Origin of the sequence: Leucobacter weissii (genome assembly GCF_017565745.1) — a bacterium.
In the GTDB taxonomy this organism is placed as follows: Bacteria; Actinomycetota; Actinomycetes; order Actinomycetales; family Microbacteriaceae; genus Leucobacter; species Leucobacter weissii.
Genome location: NZ_JAGDYM010000008.1, coordinates 1 through 16,917 on the forward strand (window position 1 = coordinate 1; position 16,917 = coordinate 16,917).

Below are 16,917 nucleotides of genomic sequence, written 5' to 3' on the forward strand. Positions count from 1 at the left end.
TGGCCCCCCGCGGCGGGGGGGGGGGGGGGGGGGGGGGGGGGGGGGGGGGGGGGCGCCCCCCCCCCCCCCCCCCCCGCCTCACAGTCCGTAGACCCTGCGCGCGTTCTCCGAGCACGTCAGCTCGGCCACCCTGAGCGCCTCGCCCGTGCTCCATTCGCCGCGGTCGACGAACTCCTGCAGGGCGGCCGAGAGACCGGCGCGCCAGAGTCGAGCGCCCAGCAGGTGGAGCTCGGGGAGGCCCCAGGCGTCGCTGGAGTAGAGGAGCTTGCCGAAGGGAGCGAGCTCGAGGCCCTCCCGGATGATCGCGGTGGACGCGGCTCCGGAGTAGTTGATGCCGAGCCCCAGATCGAAATAGACATGCGGGAAGACCTGCGCCAGATACCCGGCCTCGCGGTGGTAGGGGTAGCAGTGCAGCAGCATGATCGGGGACCCGGATCTCGGGATCAGGCGGAGCCACGGCATGAGCAGTGCGGGGTTGCATCGCAGGAGATCCAGGTCGGCGTCTCCGTAGCCCGCATGGAGTTGCAGAGGGAGACCGCTCCGCGCCCCGGTCCAGAGGAGGAAGCGCAGCACCGTCGGGTCTTCGAGGCGTCGTCGGGCCGCGGCGCTCATCCCGCGTACCGCGGCGATCGTCTCCGAGTCGCTGGGAGGGGCCGGTTCGAAGTCGAAACCGTAGCGGTAGGCGACGATGCTCTTGAACCCGGCGGCCTCGAGGCTCGCCTCCGCCACCGCGCGGCGGAAGGCGGCGGGGAAGCTCTCCGCGGCGATGCCGGAGCCCAGGAGGCCTTCGGCCACCGACTCCAGTCGGACGATCTCGCCCACCTCGTGTCCCGCGAGCGCGGCGAAGGCCGTATTCGACGCCAGGTCGGTTTCCCCTCCGACCGTTCCCGTGTCGATGAGCGACACGGAGACCTCGCTCGCTCGCAGGAGGCGCCGTGCGACCTCATGCTGGCCGAGGCGGGAGCGCTCCTCGAGATACGCCTGCGCCCCGATGTGCCTCGGCAGGCCGAGCAGCGGGGCGCAGTGGCGGCGCAGGGCGAAGCCGGCCTGCGAGTCCAGATGGCTCGTCCCGTTCGGAGCCGCTTCGGCGCTCTCGGTGAGGAGCAGCGCGAACTCCGCGGGGTCGATCTCCCGCTCCAGCACGCTGTGGACGTGGTGGTCGATGAGCGGGAGGCGATCGACGGCTTGGAGGAGATCGTGGTGATTCATAGCGCTCCGATCAGCGGTTGGGGGTTCCAGGGCTCGAATGAGTCGATAGAAAATTTTGAGTTGTGCCAAAAATGTAACGTACGGTACTCTTCTTCTCAGATGTACTTCTTGTTACATTTAAAGTGAGAAGTTCGGTACATGTTACCGCTGATAGGTGTTGTCGAGCGGATTCGGAACGACCCGATCCGCCGAAGGGGATGGAGCCGCATGATGAAGTGTGGAGTGCTCGGGCGAGTCGACCCGGAGCCCGCCGGTCGAGGGAGTGCGCGATGACGGAGCGCGCGCTCGTGCTCGAGCACGGAGGCATGCACTTCGACGGCGTTCGCGCCGTCGAAGACGTCAGCCTTCGCCTCGAACCCGGAGAGGTGCTGGGGCTGATCGGCCCGAATGGATCGGGGAAGACCACCACGCTGAACATGCTGAGCGGCGTCCTCCGCCCGTCCGAGGGGAGAATCCTGCTCGACGGCGTCGATGTGACGCGGAAGCCGTTGCGCAGCCGAGCCAGGGACGGCCTGGTCCGAACGTTCCAGAGCGTGAAGGTCTTCGGCCGGCTCACCGTCGAGGAGAACATCGAGGCGGCCGCGCTGGGCGCCGGGATGCGCCGCGCGGAGGCGCGCCGAGTGGCGGTCGAGACCCTCTCCGAGCTCGGCCTCGAGGCACTCGCCGAGGTGCGGGCGGATGCGGTTCCCGCCGGCCAGGTGCGCAGCGTCGGGATCGCCCGCGCCATCGCCCTGCGCCCGAAGTATCTGCTCCTCGATGAGCCCGCTGCGGGGCAGAACGAGGCGGAAGCGCTGGAACTGATCCGGATCATCGCGTCGTTCGCGCGCGAGCGCGGCCTCGGCGTCCTGCTCGTCGAACACGACATGACGGTCGTCATGGGCACCTGCGACCGACTGCACGTCCTCGACAGCGGGCAGACCGTGGTGTCGGGAGACCCCGAGACGATCCGCACCGACCCGCAGGTCATCGAGATCTATTTCGGAAAGGGGTGACCGTGGCCACACTCGAAGTGCAGGATCTGTTCGTCCGCTACGGCAAGTCGATCGTCGCAGTGCAAGGGGCCTCCATCGAGGTCCGCGAAGGAGAGATCGTCTCCCTGCTCGGCCAGAACGGCGCCGGAAAGTCGACCATCCTGAAATCGATCGCCGGAATCGTGGCCCCGCTCTCGGGGACCATCCGCTATGGAGAGACCGACCTGACCGGCAAAGGCGCCCCGCGGATCCCCGCGGGCATCGCCTATGTGCCCGAGGACCGCGGCGTGTTCGCATCGCTCAGCGTCGGAGAGAATCTGAGACTCGGGGCGATCTCGCGCAGGGACCGCCGGGAGATCGACGCTGACGTCGAATCCCAACTCGAGCGGTTCCCGATCCTCCGGAAGTACTGGAGCCGCGGGGCGAGTCTGCTCTCCGGCGGCGAGCAGCAGCAGCTCGCCATCGCGCGCGCGCTCATGATCCGGCCCCGGCTCCTGCTCCTCGACGAGCCGACGCTCGGGCTCGCGCCCATCATCGTCGACCTGATCTTCGAGGTGGTGCAGCAGTTGAACGCCGAGGGAGTGACGATCCTGCTCGTCGAGCAGAACGCCGTGAGATCCATCGACGTGTCGGATCGCTCCTATGTGATCCAGGCGCCCGGCCGGATTCTCGGCAGCGGCGACGCCCGGCAGCTCGCGGACAACCCGGAGGTCGTGGAGTATCTCGGCTTCTCGCCACTCGGCGGCGAGACGGAAAGGGGGAAGTGACGATGTGGATCCAACTGCTGGTCGACATGCTCGGGCTCGGCACCTTCTACGCGCTTCTGACGCTGGGCATCGCACTGCTCTTCGGCATCCTCGGCCTGATGAACTTCGCCTACGGAGAGACCATCATGGCCGGCGCCGTCGTGCTGCTCATCCTGAAGGACTCGCCCTGGTGGGTCAGCTGGCCGCTCGCGGTCGTCGCGGCCGTCATCGTGTCGGTGCTCACCGAACGGGTGGCGTTCCGCTCGCTCCGCAACGCCGACCCGGTGACGCTCATGATCGCGTCGTTCGCGGTCAGCTCGGCGCTGCAGGCCATCGCGCGCATGACGGCGCTCCCCAAGGTGCAGGGCGTGCCGCCGCAGCCGTTTCTGCAGCAATCGATCTCGCTCTTCGGGGCCCGGATCAGCATGCTCCAGATCCTCACGCTGGTGCTGAGCGCCGCCATGATCGCGCTGCTCGCGATCGTGATGCAGCGGACGAGCCTCGGGGTGCAGCTCCGGGCGGCGGCGGAGGACTTCGAGATGGCGAAGGTGCTCGGGGTCCGCGGCTCGTTCGTCATCATGAGCGCGTTCGCGATCTCCGGGGCGATCGCCGCAGTCTCGGCGATCGTGCTCGTCGCGAAGCAGGGCGCGGTCGGCGCCGAGATGGGGCTGCAGCCGCTCCTGATCGGCGTCGTCGGAGCCGTGGTCGGCGGTATGCGGAGCCTGAAGGGAGCCGCGCTCGGGGGGCTGCTCCTGGGCATGGCCACGGTGCTGCTCGAGACCTTCCTGCCCACCGATCTGATCGCGTTCAGGGATGCGTTCCTGTATGCGGCGGTCATCGGAATCCTCGTCATCCGGCCCCAGGGCCTGCTCTCAGGTGTAAAGGTGCGTGTGTCATGAGCATGTTCAGCCGCAACAGGAATCGAGTGCTCGCGACCGGTGGTGCGCTCATAGCGATCGTGGCCGTCGTCGCACTCCTCGGCGCGCTCACGGATCCCATCATCGAACGGGTGGCCGTCGGCGGACTGGTCGCCGTGGTCGTAGTGCTCGGCATCTCAATCTATTCCGGGAACTCGGGGATCATGTCCTTCGGGCATGTCGCGTTCATGGCCGTGGGCGCCTATACCGCCGCGTATCTCACGATCCCGCCGGCGCTCAAGAAGAGCATGTTCCCGGATCTTCCCGAGCCGTTGGTCTTCCTGCGGGACCTCGAGGCGCCGTTCCCGGTCGTGCTGCTCGCCGCCGCCGGCTGCGCGGCGTTGTTCGCGCTCCTCACCGCCCCGGCCATGGCTCGGCTCAGCGGCCTGCAATCGGGAATCGCCACGCTCGCCCTCCTGGTGATCACCTTCACCGTGACGAACTCCTGGACCGCCGTGACTCGCGGCTCCTCCGCCATGATCGGACTGCCGAAGCTGACGACCCCGCTCGCGGCCTTCCTCTGCGCCGGCATCGCGATCGTCGTCGCGCTCTGGTACAAGAACAGCCGCAGCGGTCTGCAACTCCGGGCCTCCCGGGAGGACGCCGAGGCCGCACTCGCATCCGGCATCGCCGTGGGCCGGCACCGGGCCACGGCCTGGGTGCTCAGCGCCGCCGTGAGCGGAACCGGCGGCGCGCTCTACGCGGCGTTCCTGACGACCTTCTCCTCGCGAACCTTCTTCCTCTCGCTCACCTTCGGGTTCATCGTCATGATCGTGCTGGGCGGCTATCTCTCGACGAGCGGCGCAGTGATCGGCGCGCTCGCCATCAGTGCGCTTCAGGAGTTGCTCCGGCGGCTGCAGGACGGACAGTTCACGGGTGGATTCGCGTTGCCCGGCGGGGTGACCGACCTCGTTCTTTCGGCGATCCTTATCCTTGCTTTGATCAAGGCACCGACCGGTCTCATGGGTATCCGAGAGCTCGGTCTGCCGCAGCGTCGAAGAAAGCAGAGTCTCGAACATGGATGAATCACTCACATTGGCAGAGGTGCTCAAGAAGTCCTACGAAGGCTTGAGCCCGGCGGAGCGGCGCGTCTCTCGAGCCCTTCTCGCGGACTACCCCGTCGCCGGGCTGGAACCGGTGAACCGGCTGGCGGAGCGTGCGAACGTGAGCGCACCCACCGTCCTGCGGCTGCTCTCGAAGCTCGGCATCGGGTCGTATCCGGACATGCAGAAGATGCTGCACGGCGAGATCGCGGCCCGGACGTCGTCGCCCGCCACGATGTACGGGCAGTCCGATGCGACGAGGGACGGTGCGGCCGATCACTCGCAGCGAGTCATCGAGCAGGGCATCGCGGCGACCTTCTCGGGCCTCGCGGTCGAGGACTTCAGCTCCATCGTCATGCTGCTGGCCACAACCAAGCGCCGAGTCTGGACGACGGGAGGACGCTTCAGCCGCCTGCTCGCCGAATATCTCTCGATGCACCTGCGGCACCTGCGTCCGAACGTCACGCATGTCCCCACCTCGCAGCAGGAGCGGGCCTTCGCCCTGCTCGACATCGGCGCCAAGGATGTGGTCGTCGCCTTCGACTACCGCCGCTACCAGGAGTCCACGGTGGAGTTCATGCGCCAGTCCAAGGCGCAGAAGGCGACCACGGTGCTCATCACCGATCCCTGGCTGTCGCCCGCGGCGCGCCATTCCGATTATCTGCTCTCGAACGCCGTCGCCGCGGCCTCCCCGTTCGACTCGATCACGCCGGGCTTCGCCCTCGTCGAGACGCTCATCGCGTCCCTCGTCGACGCGCTCGGCATAGATCCGGTCGATCGCGTGCGCCGCTACGACGCCATCGAGGATCTTCTCAACGACCAGAGCAGCACTGCCCCCGACACCGGTGGCGCATGACCGCGAACAAAGGACACACCGCATGACCACGCCCATCGCCGCGATCCTCACCTCCGACCTTGCGGGGCAGGTGCGAGGACGCGCCTTCCCCGCGGACGAGCTCGAGGCCTATCGGCGTTCCGGCTCGGGCTGGGTGCCGGCGAACCTGGCACTCGATCCGTTCGGGCGCATCGTCACCCCGAATCCGTTCGGTTCCATCGGCGACCTCCGAATCATGCCGGACCCCGCCACGCGCACCCCGGTGACCAACGAGCCGGGCGGGCAGCCGATCACCGTCATGCTGGGAGATCTCGTGAATCCCGACGGTTCGCCCTGGGACTGCTGCCCGCGCACCCTTCTCCGCGACGCGGTCGAGGATCTCCGGAAGGAGACCGGGCTGCGCGTCATCTCCTCGTTCGAGCACGAGTTCATGCTGCGGGATCCCGACCGCGTACCGGGTAGGAAGCCGTTCTCCCTGGAGGCGCTGCTCGCCTACGAGCCGCTCGGCTCGAAGGTGCTTCAGGCGCTGCGGGATGCCGGGCTGGAGCCCGAGATGTGGCTGCCGGAGTTCGGCGACCGGCAATGGGAGGTGACGCTGGCGCCCGCCCCCGCGCTCCAGGCCGCCGATCGCGCGATCCTGCTGCGGGAGATCGTGCGCAACGTGGTGCGCACGGAGGGGGAGCGTGCGACGTTCAGCCCGATCGTCGAGCGCGACGGCGGCGGCAACGGCGTGCACATCCACCTCAGCCTCATCGACGAGACGGACGCTCCCGTCGCCTACGACCCCACACGACCGGGCGGTCTCTCGCGCCTCGCGGGGTCCTTCGCCGCGGGAGTGCTGCGCCATGCCCCGGCGCTGCAGGCGCTGACCGCGTCGTCCGGCATCTCCTACGAGCGTCTCGCCCCTGGTCGCTGGAGCGTGGGCGGCCTGTTCCTCGGCGAGAACAACCGCGAGGCGCTGCTCAGGATCTGCCCCCTCTTCAACACCCCGGGGGCGGATCATCGCAAGCAGTTCAATCTCGAGTACCGCGGCGCAGACGCGACCTCGAACCCCTGGATCGCGCTGGCAGTCCTGCTGCGCGCCGGGCTGGAGGGCGTGCGCGCCGATCTCCCGGCGCCCGAGGTCGTCTCCGGCGATCCGGGGCGACTGTCCGCCGAGCAGCTGGCATCCGCCTCGCACGGCAGCATGCCCGCGTCCCTCGACGCCGCACTCGTCGCGCTCGAGGCGGACCGCACCGTGACCTCCTGGCTGCCCGCGCGCCTCCTCGAGACCTTCCTCCTCATCAAACGCGGCGAACTCGAGCTGCTCTCCCGCCTCGACGACCAGGAGCGCTACACGGTCTATGCGGATGCCTACTGATCGCTTTGCCGAACATGGAGAGCCGAGGTGAGGAATCTATGACGGGTACGACGGAAGACCGCTGGGAGCGCTTCTTCGCGGCGGTCGAGGATGCGCTCCCCGACGCGCTCCGATTGCGCAGGGAGTTGCACAGGGAACCGCGCATCTCGGGCGAGGAGGGCCCGACGCTCGAGCTCGTTCTCGAGGAGCTGGGTTCACCCGCCTGGGATCCCGTGGCCGAGACCGGGGGACTCGTGCGCATCGGCCCCGCAGACGGTCCCGCGATCGCGCTGCGAGCCGAGTTGGACGCCCTCCCGATCGTCGAGGAGAGCGGAGCGGCGTTCGCGTCCACCAACGGCGCGATGCACGCGTGCGGGCACGACGTGCACATCGCGGCTGCGGTGGCGGTGGCCCGCGCGGCGCAGCAGGTGCAGCTGCCGGTCGCGCTCCTGCTGATCCTGCAGCCGCGAGAGGAGGCGTACCCGTCCGGCGCGCGCGACATCTGCGAAAGCGGGCTGCTCGAGCAGCACGGGGTGCGCGAGGTCTTCGGCGCCCATGTGCATCCCCGGGTGCCCGCAGGCGGGGTGGCGGTCGGGGAGGGGGCCGTCAACGCGGCGGCGGACGAGTTCGGCATCACCGTGCGGGGAGTCGGCGGGCACGCCGCGTACCCCCATCACGCACGTGACCCGATCGTCGCCATGGCCGCGGTCATCGGCGCGCTGCAGACGCTGGTGAGCCGCAGAACGGACCCGATGCATCCGGCGGTCCTGTCGTTCGGCACCGTGAACGCCGGGAGCGCGGCGAACGTCATACCCGCGGAAGCGCACGCCCGCGGTTCGATCCGCACGATGGACGCCGACGATCGCGCGTTCCTGCACACCGCTTTGCGCGAGGCGGCGGCGAGCATCGCCGCGGCGCACGGGTGCCGGGCCGAGGTGACGATCGTGTCCGGAGAGCCCGTGTTGTACAACGACCCGGCGGTCTCCCGTGCCCTGAGGCGCGCGCTGGAGGACCGCGGCGTGCGACTCGTGGACCCCATGCGATCGTGTGGCGCGGACGACTTCTCCTATTACACGGAACGTCTTCCCGGGACCATGATGTTCGTGGGTGTCGCTGAGGGGGATGACGAGCCGGCGCTGCACACCTCCACGTTCCTGCCCAGGGAGGAGGCCGTCTCGGACATCGCGATGGCGTATGCGACCTCGATCCGCGTGGCGTACGACTCGGGTCTGTGCGTCGGCGCGGAAGCGGGATCCTCCGTGTGAAAAGTGCTGTTCCGCGGGGTTTCCCGGTCGGCGCCATGATTCGTCTCTGGCCACGGCTAGGCTGGGGTGGTGATCCGACACTTTCTCCGTGACGACGACCTCTCCCCGGCCGAGCAGCGCGAGGTGCTCGACCTCGCGATCCGGCTCAAGGCCGATCGCTTCGCCGAGCGCCCGCTCGAGGGACAGCAGACCGCAGCGGTGATCTTCGACAAGACGAGCACGCGCACGCAGGTGAGCTTCTCGGTGGGCGTTGCCGATCTCGGCGGCAACCCGCTGATCATGAATGCCAAGAACTCGCAGATGGGGGGCAAGGAGTCGGTCTCCGACACGGCCAAGGTGCTCTCGCGCATGGTCGAGCTGATCATCTGGCGCACCTACGCGCACGCGGGCCTCGAGGAGATGGCGGCCAACGCGACGGTCCCGGTGATCAACTCCCTGAGCGACGACTTCCACCCCTGCCAGATCCTCGCCGACCTGCAGACGATCCGCGAGCATCGTGCGGGCGGCGACGGCGATCTCTCCGGGCTCACCGCCGCCTACGTGGGCGATGCGGCGAACAACATGGCGCACTCCTACCTGCTCGGCTTCGCGACGGCGGGGATGCACATCCGGATCGGCGGCCCCGAGGGGTATCAGCCCCGCCCCGATATCGTCGCCGATGCCCGGCGGATCGCCGCGGAGACCGGCGGCAGCGTGACGATCACGGAGGATCCCGGAGCCGCGGTGGCGGGCGCCGACGCGGTCATCACCGACACGTGGGTGTCGATGGGTCAGGAGGATGAGGCCGCCGAGCGGGTGGCGCTCTTCGGCGGCTACCGGGTCACCCCCGAACTGATGGCGCTGGCGTCGTCGGACGCGGTGTTCCTGCACTGCCTGCCCGCCTACCGCGACTACGAGGTCGACGCGGCCGTGATCGACGGACCGCAGAGCGTCGTCTGGGACGAGGCCGAGAATCGCGTGCACGCGCAGAAGGCCCTGATGGCGTGGTTGCTGGAGGAGAGCAGATGACGGAGCAGACGAATCGCGAAGCCGGGGCGCCCGGAGGCAGTCGCGCTGCCGAAGCAGGAGCCCTGTGGGGCGGGCGCTTCGCGAGCGGACCCTCGCCGGCGCTGCAGGAGCTGAGCCGCTCGACGCAGTTCGACTGGATCCTCGCCCCCTACGACATCCGCGGATCCAAGGCCCACGCGGCGGCGCTCGCCGCCGCCGGCTACCTGAGCGACGACGAGTTGCAGCGGATGCGCGCGGCCCTCGACGAGCTGGCCGCGCGCGTCGCGGACGGGCGATTCGTGCCGTCGGCGGAGGACGAGGACGTGCACTCCGCGCTCGAGCGCGGCCTCATCGAGATCGCCGGCGTCGCCCTCGGCGGCAAGCTGCGCGCCGGTCGCAGCCGCAACGACCAGATCGCCACGCTCGTGCGCCTCTACCTGATCGATCATGCCGCCGGGATCGGGTCGCTCCTGCTGGATCTCGCGGAAGCGCTCCTCGATCAGGCGCTCGCCCATCCGGCGGCGATCCTGCCCGGCCGCACCCATCTGCAGCACGCGCAGCCCGTGCTGCTCGCCCATCAGCTGGCCGCGCACGCCTGGCCGCTCGTGCGCGATCTCGAACGACTGCGGGACTGGCGCCGGCGCGCGACCCGATCGCCCTACGGCGGGGGCGCCCTCGCCGGCAGCTCGCTCGGACTCGACCCGCGGCTGGTCGCCGCCGAGCTGGGCCTCGGCGATCCGCTCGAGAACTCCATCGACGGCACGGCGGCCCGCGACGTCGTCGCCGAGTTCGCCTTCGTCGCGGCGCAGATCGGCATCGACCTCTCCCGACTCTCCGAGGAGATCATCCTCTGGAACACCAAGGAGTTCGGCTTCGTCCGGTTGCACGACGGCTATTCCACGGGGTCGTCGATCATGCCGCAGAAGAAGAACCCCGACATCGCCGAGCTGGCGCGCGGCAAGTCGGGGCGGCTCATCGGCAACCTGACCGGCCTCCTCGCCGTGCTGAAGGGCCTGCCATTGGCCTACAACCGCGACCTGCAGGAGGACAAGGAGCCGGTGTTCGACTCCGTGCAGCAGCTCGAAGTGCTGCTGCCGGCCTTCACCGGCATGGTCGCGACGCTCTCGTTCGACACCGCTCGGATGGCCGAGCTGGCGCCGCAGGGCTTCTCGCTGGCCACCGACGTCGCCGAGTGGCTCGTGCGGCAGGGCGTGCCCTTCCGCGACGCGCACGAGATCTCGGGCGAACTGGTGCGCTTCTGCGAGGAGCGCGGGGTCGAACTGCACGAGCCGTCGGACGAGGAGTTCGCCGCGATCTCGGAGCACCTCCGCCCCGAGGTGCGCGAGGTGCTGACCGTCGAGGGGTCGGTGAACAGCCGTCTCGGCGTCGGCGGGACCGCACGAGCGCGGGTGGACGAGCAACTGGCTCGACTGGCCGAGCGGGTCGCGGAGTTCCGCGGCTGAACCGGGGGCTGGGCTCGACCCGGAGCCACGCCACCGCCGATACCGGGCAATCGACGCTGGGGCATCGGCACTGGGCTGTCGGCAAGGGGTCAGTTGTGGTCGTCTTGACGCGTCATCATCGCCACAACTGGCCCATTGCCGGGGTCGTCGCCCGGCGCGGTACGATGGCAGGCGTGTCAGACCAGAACGAACGTGACGGGATCCTGCGCGCGCAGCGCAACGACGAGAGCTTTCCGACCCTGTGGGATGAGCTGGAGTGGCGCGGCCTGGTCCACGTGTCGACGGATCCGGAAGTGCTGTCCGAGCTGCTCGAGGGCGATCCGTTCACCTATTACTGCGGTTTCGACCCGACCGCGCCGAGCCTGCATCTCGGCAATCTCGTGCAGCTGATCCTGCTGCGGCGCCTGCAGCTCAAGGGACATCGCCCGCTCGGGCTCGTCGGCGGGTCCACCGGCCTGATCGGCGACCCCCGCCCCACCGCGGAGCGCACGCTGAACGACCGCGACACGGTCGCCGACTGGGTGAATCGCCTCCAGGCGCAGGTGTCGCGCTTCCTCTCGGGGGAGGGGGAGAATCCGGTGCGGCTCGTCAACAACCTCGACTGGACCGCGCCGATCTCGGCGATCGAGTTCCTGCGCGAGATCGGCAAGCACTTCCGCGTCGGCACCATGCTGAAGAAGGATGCGGTGGCCGCGCGCCTGAACTCCGAGGAGGGCATCAGCTACACCGAGTTCAGCTACCAGGTGCTGCAGGGCTACGACTTCCTCGAGCTCTTCCGCAACTACGACTGCCGGCTGCAGACCGGCGGCAGCGACCAATGGGGCAACCTGACGAGCGGCACCGACCTGATCCGCAAGGTGGAGGGCGCGTCGGCGCACGCGATCGGCACCCCGCTGATCACCAACTCCGACGGCACGAAGTTCGGCAAGAGCGAGGGCAACGCGATCTGGCTCGATCCCGAGATGTGCTCGCCCTACCGCTTCTACCAGTTCTGGCTCAACCAGGCCGATGCCGACGTGATCGACCGGCTCAAGGTGTTCACGTTCCTCTCGCGCGCCGAGATCGAGGAGTACGAGCGACTCGTCGCGGAGGAGCCCTTCCGCCGGGCGGCGCAGAAGCGGCTCGCGCTCGAGGTGACCGCGCTCGTGCACGGCGGCGCGGCGGCGCAGGCGGCGATCGACGCGTCGGCCGCGCTGTTCGGCCAGGGCGATCTCGCCTCGCTCGACGCGGCGACCCTCGGATCCGCGATCGAGGAGCTGCCGGGCGCCCCGGGGGGCGAGGGGTCGGCGGTGGCGCAGCTGCTCGTCGACGCCGGTCTGGTGAAGAGCCTCGGCGAGGCACGCCGCGCCATCGCTCAGGGCGGGGTCTATGTCAACAACCGGCAGGTCGGCACCGAGGACGCGGTGCTCGCTGCGACGGATCTGCTGCACGGGCGCTTCGCGATCCTGCGCCGCGGCAAGAAGACGCTCGCCGGCGTGAGAGACATGCCCTAGCGCACGACCGTTTCCGGCCGTCGGCAGTGTGCGCCGCGACCGTCTCGGTCGCGCGGATGAGGCGATGAGCCGCCTCAGGCGGATCCGCTCCAGGCGGCGGGGATGAGGATCCAGACGATCTCGGCGCCCTCCGGACCCGCCTGCCAGGTGTGGGGCACGCGGCCCGGGAAGGTGAGGGTGTCGCCGGCGGAGAGCTGCCGCCGGTCGTGCGCGAACAGGAGTTCGACGGCGCCCGAGATCACGTGGAGCGACTCGACGCTGCAGTTGACCGTGTAGAGCTCGTCGCCGCCGTCCGCCCGGGGATCCAGGCTCGAGCGGATCACCTGGACGCGGTCCTCCTCGCGCGGCGTGACGAGACGTTCCTCGACGCCCGTGCCGCCCATGTTGATCCGAGGGGCGTCGGAGAGGGCGAGGTGCTGGATCTCGGGCGCCTCGAACAGGGCGCCCACCGGAAGGGAGAGCGCCTGGCACACCTGCACCAGCGCCGGCACGCTGGGCATGGTGTCGTCGCGCTCGATCCTGCTGAGGAATCCCTTCGTGAGACCGGCGGCCTCCGCGAGCTGATCGAGGGTGAGCCCCTGGGCGAGCCGAGAGGATCTGAGCTTCGCGCCGATCCTGATGCCCTCGGGCGTGGCCGACGGATTGACGGGCCTCATGGGGGCTCCTCTCGATCCCGGGTCATGGATCCGGGCGTCTGGGCGTCGAGCGGCGGAGTATCGCCGTCGGGTGCGGTTGACCCTCGGCGCTTTCGAGCTTATAGTGACATGAGGTTCACTCATAGAACTCTTTTGTTGCATATTAGTAAACTTTCCAGGAGCCGATGATGACACCCGAACAGGAGCCGCGCGGACCGGTCGACGCGAGCCTGACGCCCCGCTACGCGGGAATCGCCACCTTCGCCAAGCTGCCGAGGATCGAAGACGTCCCCTCTGCGGACATCGCCGTCGTCGGCGTGCCCTTCGACACGGGCGTGAGTTTCCGCCCTGGGGCGCGCTTCGGACCGAGCCACGTGCGCGAGGCCTCCCGGCTGCTGCGGCCCTACAACCCGGCCCAGGACGTGTCGCCCTTCGCGCTTCGCCAGGTGGTCGATGCCGGCGACATCGTCGCCAACCCCTTCAACCTCGCCGAGGCGGTCGAGCAGATCGAGACGGCGGCCACCGAGCTGGGCGACCGCGTCGACAAGATCGTCACGATCGGCGGCGACCACACCATCGCCCTGCCGCTGCTGCGAGCCGTCAACAAGAAGCACGGCCCGGTCGCGGTGCTGCACTTCGACGCCCACCTCGACACCTGGGACACCTATTTCGGCGCGCCGACCACGCACGGCACCCCCTTCCGCCGCGCGTCGGAGGAGGGACTCATCGACCTGTCCGCCTCGATGCACGGCGGCATCCGCGGCCCCCTCTACGGCAAGGGCGACCTCGAGGACGACGCCGCACTCGGCTTCCAGATCGTCACCACCGAGTTCGTCGAGGAGCACGGCGTGCCGGCCGCGCTCGAGCGGATCCGCGAGCGGGTGGGCCGCGCGCCCCTCTACATCTCGATCGACATCGACGTGCTCGATCCCGCTCACGCGCCGGGCACCGGCACGCCGGAGGCCGGCGGGCTGACGAGTCGGGAACTGCTCCGCATCATCCGGGGCCTCGCCGATCTGCCGATCGTGGGCGCAGACGTCGTCGAGGTCGCACCGGCGTACGACCATGCGCAGATCACCGCGGTGGCCGCGAGCCACGTCGTCTACGAGCTGGTCAGCGCCATGTCGGCGCAGTCCGGCTGAGCCCGACGGATGCGGGGCTCGTCGCGCCGGGCCCCGCATCCTCAACCCGATCACGAGAATCCGAAGGAGCATTCATGCGTACCCCATCCGAGACCGACGTCCTCACGGCCGCCGACGCGATCGTCTCGGCGTTCGCCGAGACCGATACAGAAGCCTACTTCGCGGGGTTCTCGCCCGACGCGAGCTTCGTCTTCCATACGGAGCCAGCGCGGCTGAACGCCCGCTCCGACTACGAGCGCCTCTGGCGCGGCTGGCTCGCGGAGGGGTGGCGGGTGGTGAGCTGCGAATCCGCGGATCGGCTGGTGCAGACCTTCCCCGGCGGTGCCGTGTTCAGCCACACCGTCCGCACCGCCGTGGCCACCCCGTCAGGTGGGGACGACTACCGGGAGCGCGAGACGATCGTCTTCCGCCTCGACGACGATGGCCGCGGGCTCGTCGCCGTGCACGAGCATCTCTCCGCCTTCACCGACGAGAACGGAGCCGCATCATGACCAGCCCGGAAACCATGGCCGTCAACCTCGACGGGCACGACGACTCCGCGGGACCGGTGCGCGGCCATCAGTCGCTGCTGAGGATCGCGCTCATCTGGCTCGCGGCCAACCTCGTCGTGACCACGCTGCTCACCGGCACGCTCTTCGTGCCCTCCGTCTCGTTCGGCACCGCTGCGACGATGATCGTGGTCGGCACCCTGATCGGCGTCGTCGTCCTGGTGCTGATCGGCAACATGGGAACGCGCTCCGGTCTTCCGACCATGGCGCTCACCCGCGGCGCCTTCGGCATCCGGGGCAGCCTGCTGCCCTCGGCCGCGAACCTCGTGATCCTCATGGGCTGGAGCTGGGTCCAGGCGATGCTCGCGGGCGTCACGATCAACGCGCTCATCGAAGAGGCGACCGGGTTCTCGAACCCCGCACTCTTCTCCGCGATCTGCCAGGGGATCGTCGTGGTGCTCGCCATCTTCGGTCACACCGGCATCTCGCGGATCGAACCGTGGCTGGCGCTCATCATCCTCGTCGTCATGGGCTTCGTGTTCGCTGCGGCGTTCGGCGCCTTCAGCCCGGCGGAGTTCGCCGCCATCCCGGTGGACCCCGAGCTGGGCGGCACCGCCATCGGCACGCTCGACATCGTGATCGCGACCGCGATCTCGTGGACCGTCCTCTCGGCGGACATGAACCGCCACGCGAAGAGCAGCACGGCGGGGATCGTGGGCTCGGGCATCGGATACACGCTTTCGACGGTGATATCGATGACCCTCGGCCTCGTCGCGTTCAGCACGGTGCTGCTCAGCGGCGGGGATGCGATCGCCTTCGACCCCGCGGTGATCGTGCACCATTTCGGCTGGCCGCTCGGGATCGCGATCTTCCTCTCGGTGATGGCGACCAACACGATGGTCGTCTTCGGGATGACCACGTCCGTCGTGAACGCCCAGTCCCACTGGCACCTGAAGTTCGTACCGACCGCGCTCGTGCTCGGCGTCATCTCCATCATCGGCTCGACCTGGCTCGGACTGCTGAACCAGTTCACCGACTTCCTCGTCATGATCGGCGCCTTCTTCGTGCCCGTCTTCGCGGTCATGATCGCCGACTACTACGTGCTGAAACGCCGGGGATACTCCCGCCAGATCCTGCAGGAGACCCGGTCGAGCCGGTACTGGTATCTCGGCGGGGTGAACTGGGCCGCCGTGGCGGTCTGGATCGTGGGCGCCGTGCTCTCGTACCTGCTCACCTACGTCGCGCCGAGCCCGCTGGGGGCGAGCATCCCGGCCTTCGCGGTCTCGTTCCTGCTCTACCTGGCGCTCATGCTCGGCCTGGGCGGGGTGCCGGGGCTCGGGCTGAGGGACGCGCGGGACCGGCTGCCGGCGGGGCACCTGCTGGACGCCTCCGAGGACGCGGGATCGGAGGGCGTCGGCGACGCCCGTCGCGGAGCGTGAGATGCGCACCGTCGACCTGAGCCGGCCCATCCGCGGGGGCATGCCGGTCTACCCCGGCGACCCCGAGGTCTCGATCTCGCGAGCGCTGACGGTCGCGGCGGACGGCGTGGAGGTCGCGCGTCTGGAACTGGGATCGCACACGGGCACCCACCTCGACGCGCCGTCGCACAGCATCGACGGCGGCGCGGCGGTCGACGAGATCCCGCTCGACCTCTGCTGGGGGCCGGCGCTGGTGCTGCGGGTCCGCCCGGTCGGCGCCGACGCCCGCATCGGACCGGAGCAGCTGGAGGCGCCGCTCCCGGACGAGCTCCCGGCGCGCGTGCTCGTCGCGACCGGATGGGATCGGTACTTCGGCGATCCGCTCGCCCCCGCGCACCCCTCGCTGACCGTCGAGCTGGCGGAGCGGCTCTGGGAGGCGGGTGCGAGGCTGCTGGGGGTCGATACGCTGAGCCCGGATCCCACCGGCGAGGGCGCGCTCGGCGCGCCGGGCGCATGGCAGGACTCGGCCCCGCTGCCCGTGCACGATCTCTGGCTGGGGCGCGGGGGCGTGATCGTCGAGAACCTGATGGGGCTCGTCGACCTGCCCGAGACGATCGAACTCGTCGCGCTGCCGCTGCGGCTCGACGGCGTGGACGGTTCGCCGGTCCGGGCGGTCGCCCGGGTGCGGCGATGACCGCGGCCGGGCGCCGCTCCACGCTCCAGCGCGCAGGCGACACGCCCGGAGTAGAAAGTTCATTTGCGCCGATTCCTGCCCGCGTGCTAAGTTAGTCGAGTTGCCAAAAACGGGGCCCAAGGCCCTGGGAAGGCAGCGGATCGACTCTTCGGAGGGCCTGTTGTGGGTTGTTACGGGGGGTGTCTGGTCTTTGAGAACTCAATAGTGTGCACTTGATTGTTTTGTGCCAAGTTTGGTTTCTGGTTGCCATGTTGTGGTGGCTGGGGGCCTGT

At 69.2% G+C, this 16,917-nt stretch carries 16 protein-coding genes; 14 read left to right on the forward strand and 2 right to left on the reverse strand.

The annotated features are described in order from the left end of the window. Window positions 1-78 precede the first annotated feature (78 nt). Window positions 79-1,209 carry an amidohydrolase family protein gene (locus J4H92_RS07515; RefSeq protein ID WP_208097571.1) on the reverse strand — a complete coding sequence of 377 codons (1,131 nt, stop codon included), beginning with the start codon at window positions 1,207-1,209 and terminating at the stop codon, window positions 79-81. A gap of 269 nt (window positions 1,210-1,478) precedes the next feature. On the opposite strand from J4H92_RS07515, the gene J4H92_RS07520 reads away from it, so the two are divergent. The 10 genes from J4H92_RS07520 to tyrS all read left to right on the forward strand — a co-directional run bounded on the left by J4H92_RS07520 (window position 1,479) and on the right by tyrS (window position 12,268). Next, window positions 1,479-2,201: an ABC transporter ATP-binding protein gene (locus J4H92_RS07520; RefSeq protein WP_208097572.1), complete on the forward strand. Its 723-nt coding sequence runs from the start codon at window positions 1,479-1,481 to the stop codon at window positions 2,199-2,201. Between the two features lie 2 nt (window positions 2,202-2,203). Next, window positions 2,204-2,947 carry an ATP-binding cassette domain-containing protein gene (locus J4H92_RS07525; protein ID WP_208097573.1) on the forward strand — a complete coding sequence of 248 codons (744 nt, stop codon included), beginning with the start codon at window positions 2,204-2,206 and terminating at the stop codon, window positions 2,945-2,947. A gap of 2 nt (window positions 2,948-2,949) precedes the next feature. Next, complete coding sequence (locus tag J4H92_RS07530) at window positions 2,950-3,825, forward strand: branched-chain amino acid ABC transporter permease (protein WP_208097586.1); 876 nt, start codon at window positions 2,950-2,952, stop codon at window positions 3,823-3,825. Then, window positions 3,822-4,868 (forward strand): branched-chain amino acid ABC transporter permease, encoded by a 1,047-nt coding sequence (locus tag J4H92_RS07535; protein WP_208097574.1) that lies wholly within the window; start codon window positions 3,822-3,824, stop codon window positions 4,866-4,868. The genes J4H92_RS07530 and J4H92_RS07535 overlap by 4 nt, the downstream gene beginning before the upstream one ends. After that, the gene (locus J4H92_RS07540) at window positions 4,861-5,742 is read left to right on the forward strand and encodes a MurR/RpiR family transcriptional regulator (RefSeq protein WP_208097575.1); all 882 of its coding nucleotides are present in this window, start codon (window positions 4,861-4,863) and stop codon (window positions 5,740-5,742) included. Before J4H92_RS07535 ends, J4H92_RS07540 begins: the two co-directional genes overlap by 8 nt. Window positions 5,743-5,764: 22 nt before the next feature. After that, window positions 5,765-7,081, forward strand: coding sequence for a type I glutamate--ammonia ligase (locus J4H92_RS07545; RefSeq protein WP_208097576.1), 1,317 nt, complete (start codon window positions 5,765-5,767; stop codon window positions 7,079-7,081). A gap of 38 nt (window positions 7,082-7,119) precedes the next feature. Then, window positions 7,120-8,325 carry a M20 metallopeptidase family protein gene (locus J4H92_RS07550; RefSeq protein WP_208097577.1) on the forward strand — a complete coding sequence of 402 codons (1,206 nt, stop codon included), beginning with the start codon at window positions 7,120-7,122 and terminating at the stop codon, window positions 8,323-8,325. Window positions 8,326-8,394: 69 nt separating this feature from the next. Then, window positions 8,395-9,333 (forward strand): ornithine carbamoyltransferase, encoded by a 939-nt coding sequence (gene argF / locus J4H92_RS07555; protein ID WP_208097578.1) that lies wholly within the window; start codon window positions 8,395-8,397, stop codon window positions 9,331-9,333. Continuing rightward, window positions 9,330-10,775, forward strand: coding sequence for an argininosuccinate lyase (argH, locus tag J4H92_RS07560; protein WP_208097579.1), 1,446 nt, complete (start codon window positions 9,330-9,332; stop codon window positions 10,773-10,775). The genes argF and argH overlap by 4 nt, the downstream gene beginning before the upstream one ends. A 173-nt stretch (window positions 10,776-10,948) precedes the next feature. Beyond that, on the forward strand, window positions 10,949-12,268 hold the full coding sequence (gene tyrS, locus J4H92_RS07565; RefSeq protein ID WP_341783034.1) for a tyrosine--tRNA ligase: 1,320 nt from the start codon (window positions 10,949-10,951) through the stop codon (window positions 12,266-12,268). A gap of 74 nt (window positions 12,269-12,342) precedes the next feature. Here tyrS and J4H92_RS07570 read toward each other — a convergent pair whose 3' ends face one another. Continuing rightward, window positions 12,343-12,924 carry a helix-turn-helix domain-containing protein gene (locus tag J4H92_RS07570; RefSeq protein WP_208097581.1) on the reverse strand — a complete coding sequence of 194 codons (582 nt, stop codon included), beginning with the start codon at window positions 12,922-12,924 and terminating at the stop codon, window positions 12,343-12,345. Between the two features lie 167 nt (window positions 12,925-13,091). On the opposite strand from J4H92_RS07570, the gene speB reads away from it, so the two are divergent. The 4 genes from speB to J4H92_RS07590 all read left to right on the forward strand — a co-directional run bounded on the left by speB (window position 13,092) and on the right by J4H92_RS07590 (window position 16,645). Then, window positions 13,092-14,045 carry an agmatinase gene (gene speB, locus J4H92_RS07575; RefSeq protein WP_208097582.1) on the forward strand — a complete coding sequence of 318 codons (954 nt, stop codon included), beginning with the start codon at window positions 13,092-13,094 and terminating at the stop codon, window positions 14,043-14,045. A 74-nt stretch (window positions 14,046-14,119) separates the two neighbouring features. Then, complete coding sequence (locus J4H92_RS07580; RefSeq protein ID WP_208097583.1) at window positions 14,120-14,536, forward strand: YybH family protein; 417 nt, start codon at window positions 14,120-14,122, stop codon at window positions 14,534-14,536. Beyond that, window positions 14,533-15,972 carry a purine-cytosine permease family protein gene (locus tag J4H92_RS07585; RefSeq protein WP_208097584.1) on the forward strand — a complete coding sequence of 480 codons (1,440 nt, stop codon included), beginning with the start codon at window positions 14,533-14,535 and terminating at the stop codon, window positions 15,970-15,972. Before J4H92_RS07580 ends, J4H92_RS07585 begins: the two co-directional genes overlap by 4 nt. 1 nt (window position 15,973) lies before the next feature. After that, the gene (locus J4H92_RS07590) at window positions 15,974-16,645 is read left to right on the forward strand and encodes a cyclase family protein (RefSeq protein WP_208097585.1); all 672 of its coding nucleotides are present in this window, start codon (window positions 15,974-15,976) and stop codon (window positions 16,643-16,645) included. Window positions 16,646-16,917: the final 272 nt, after the last annotated feature.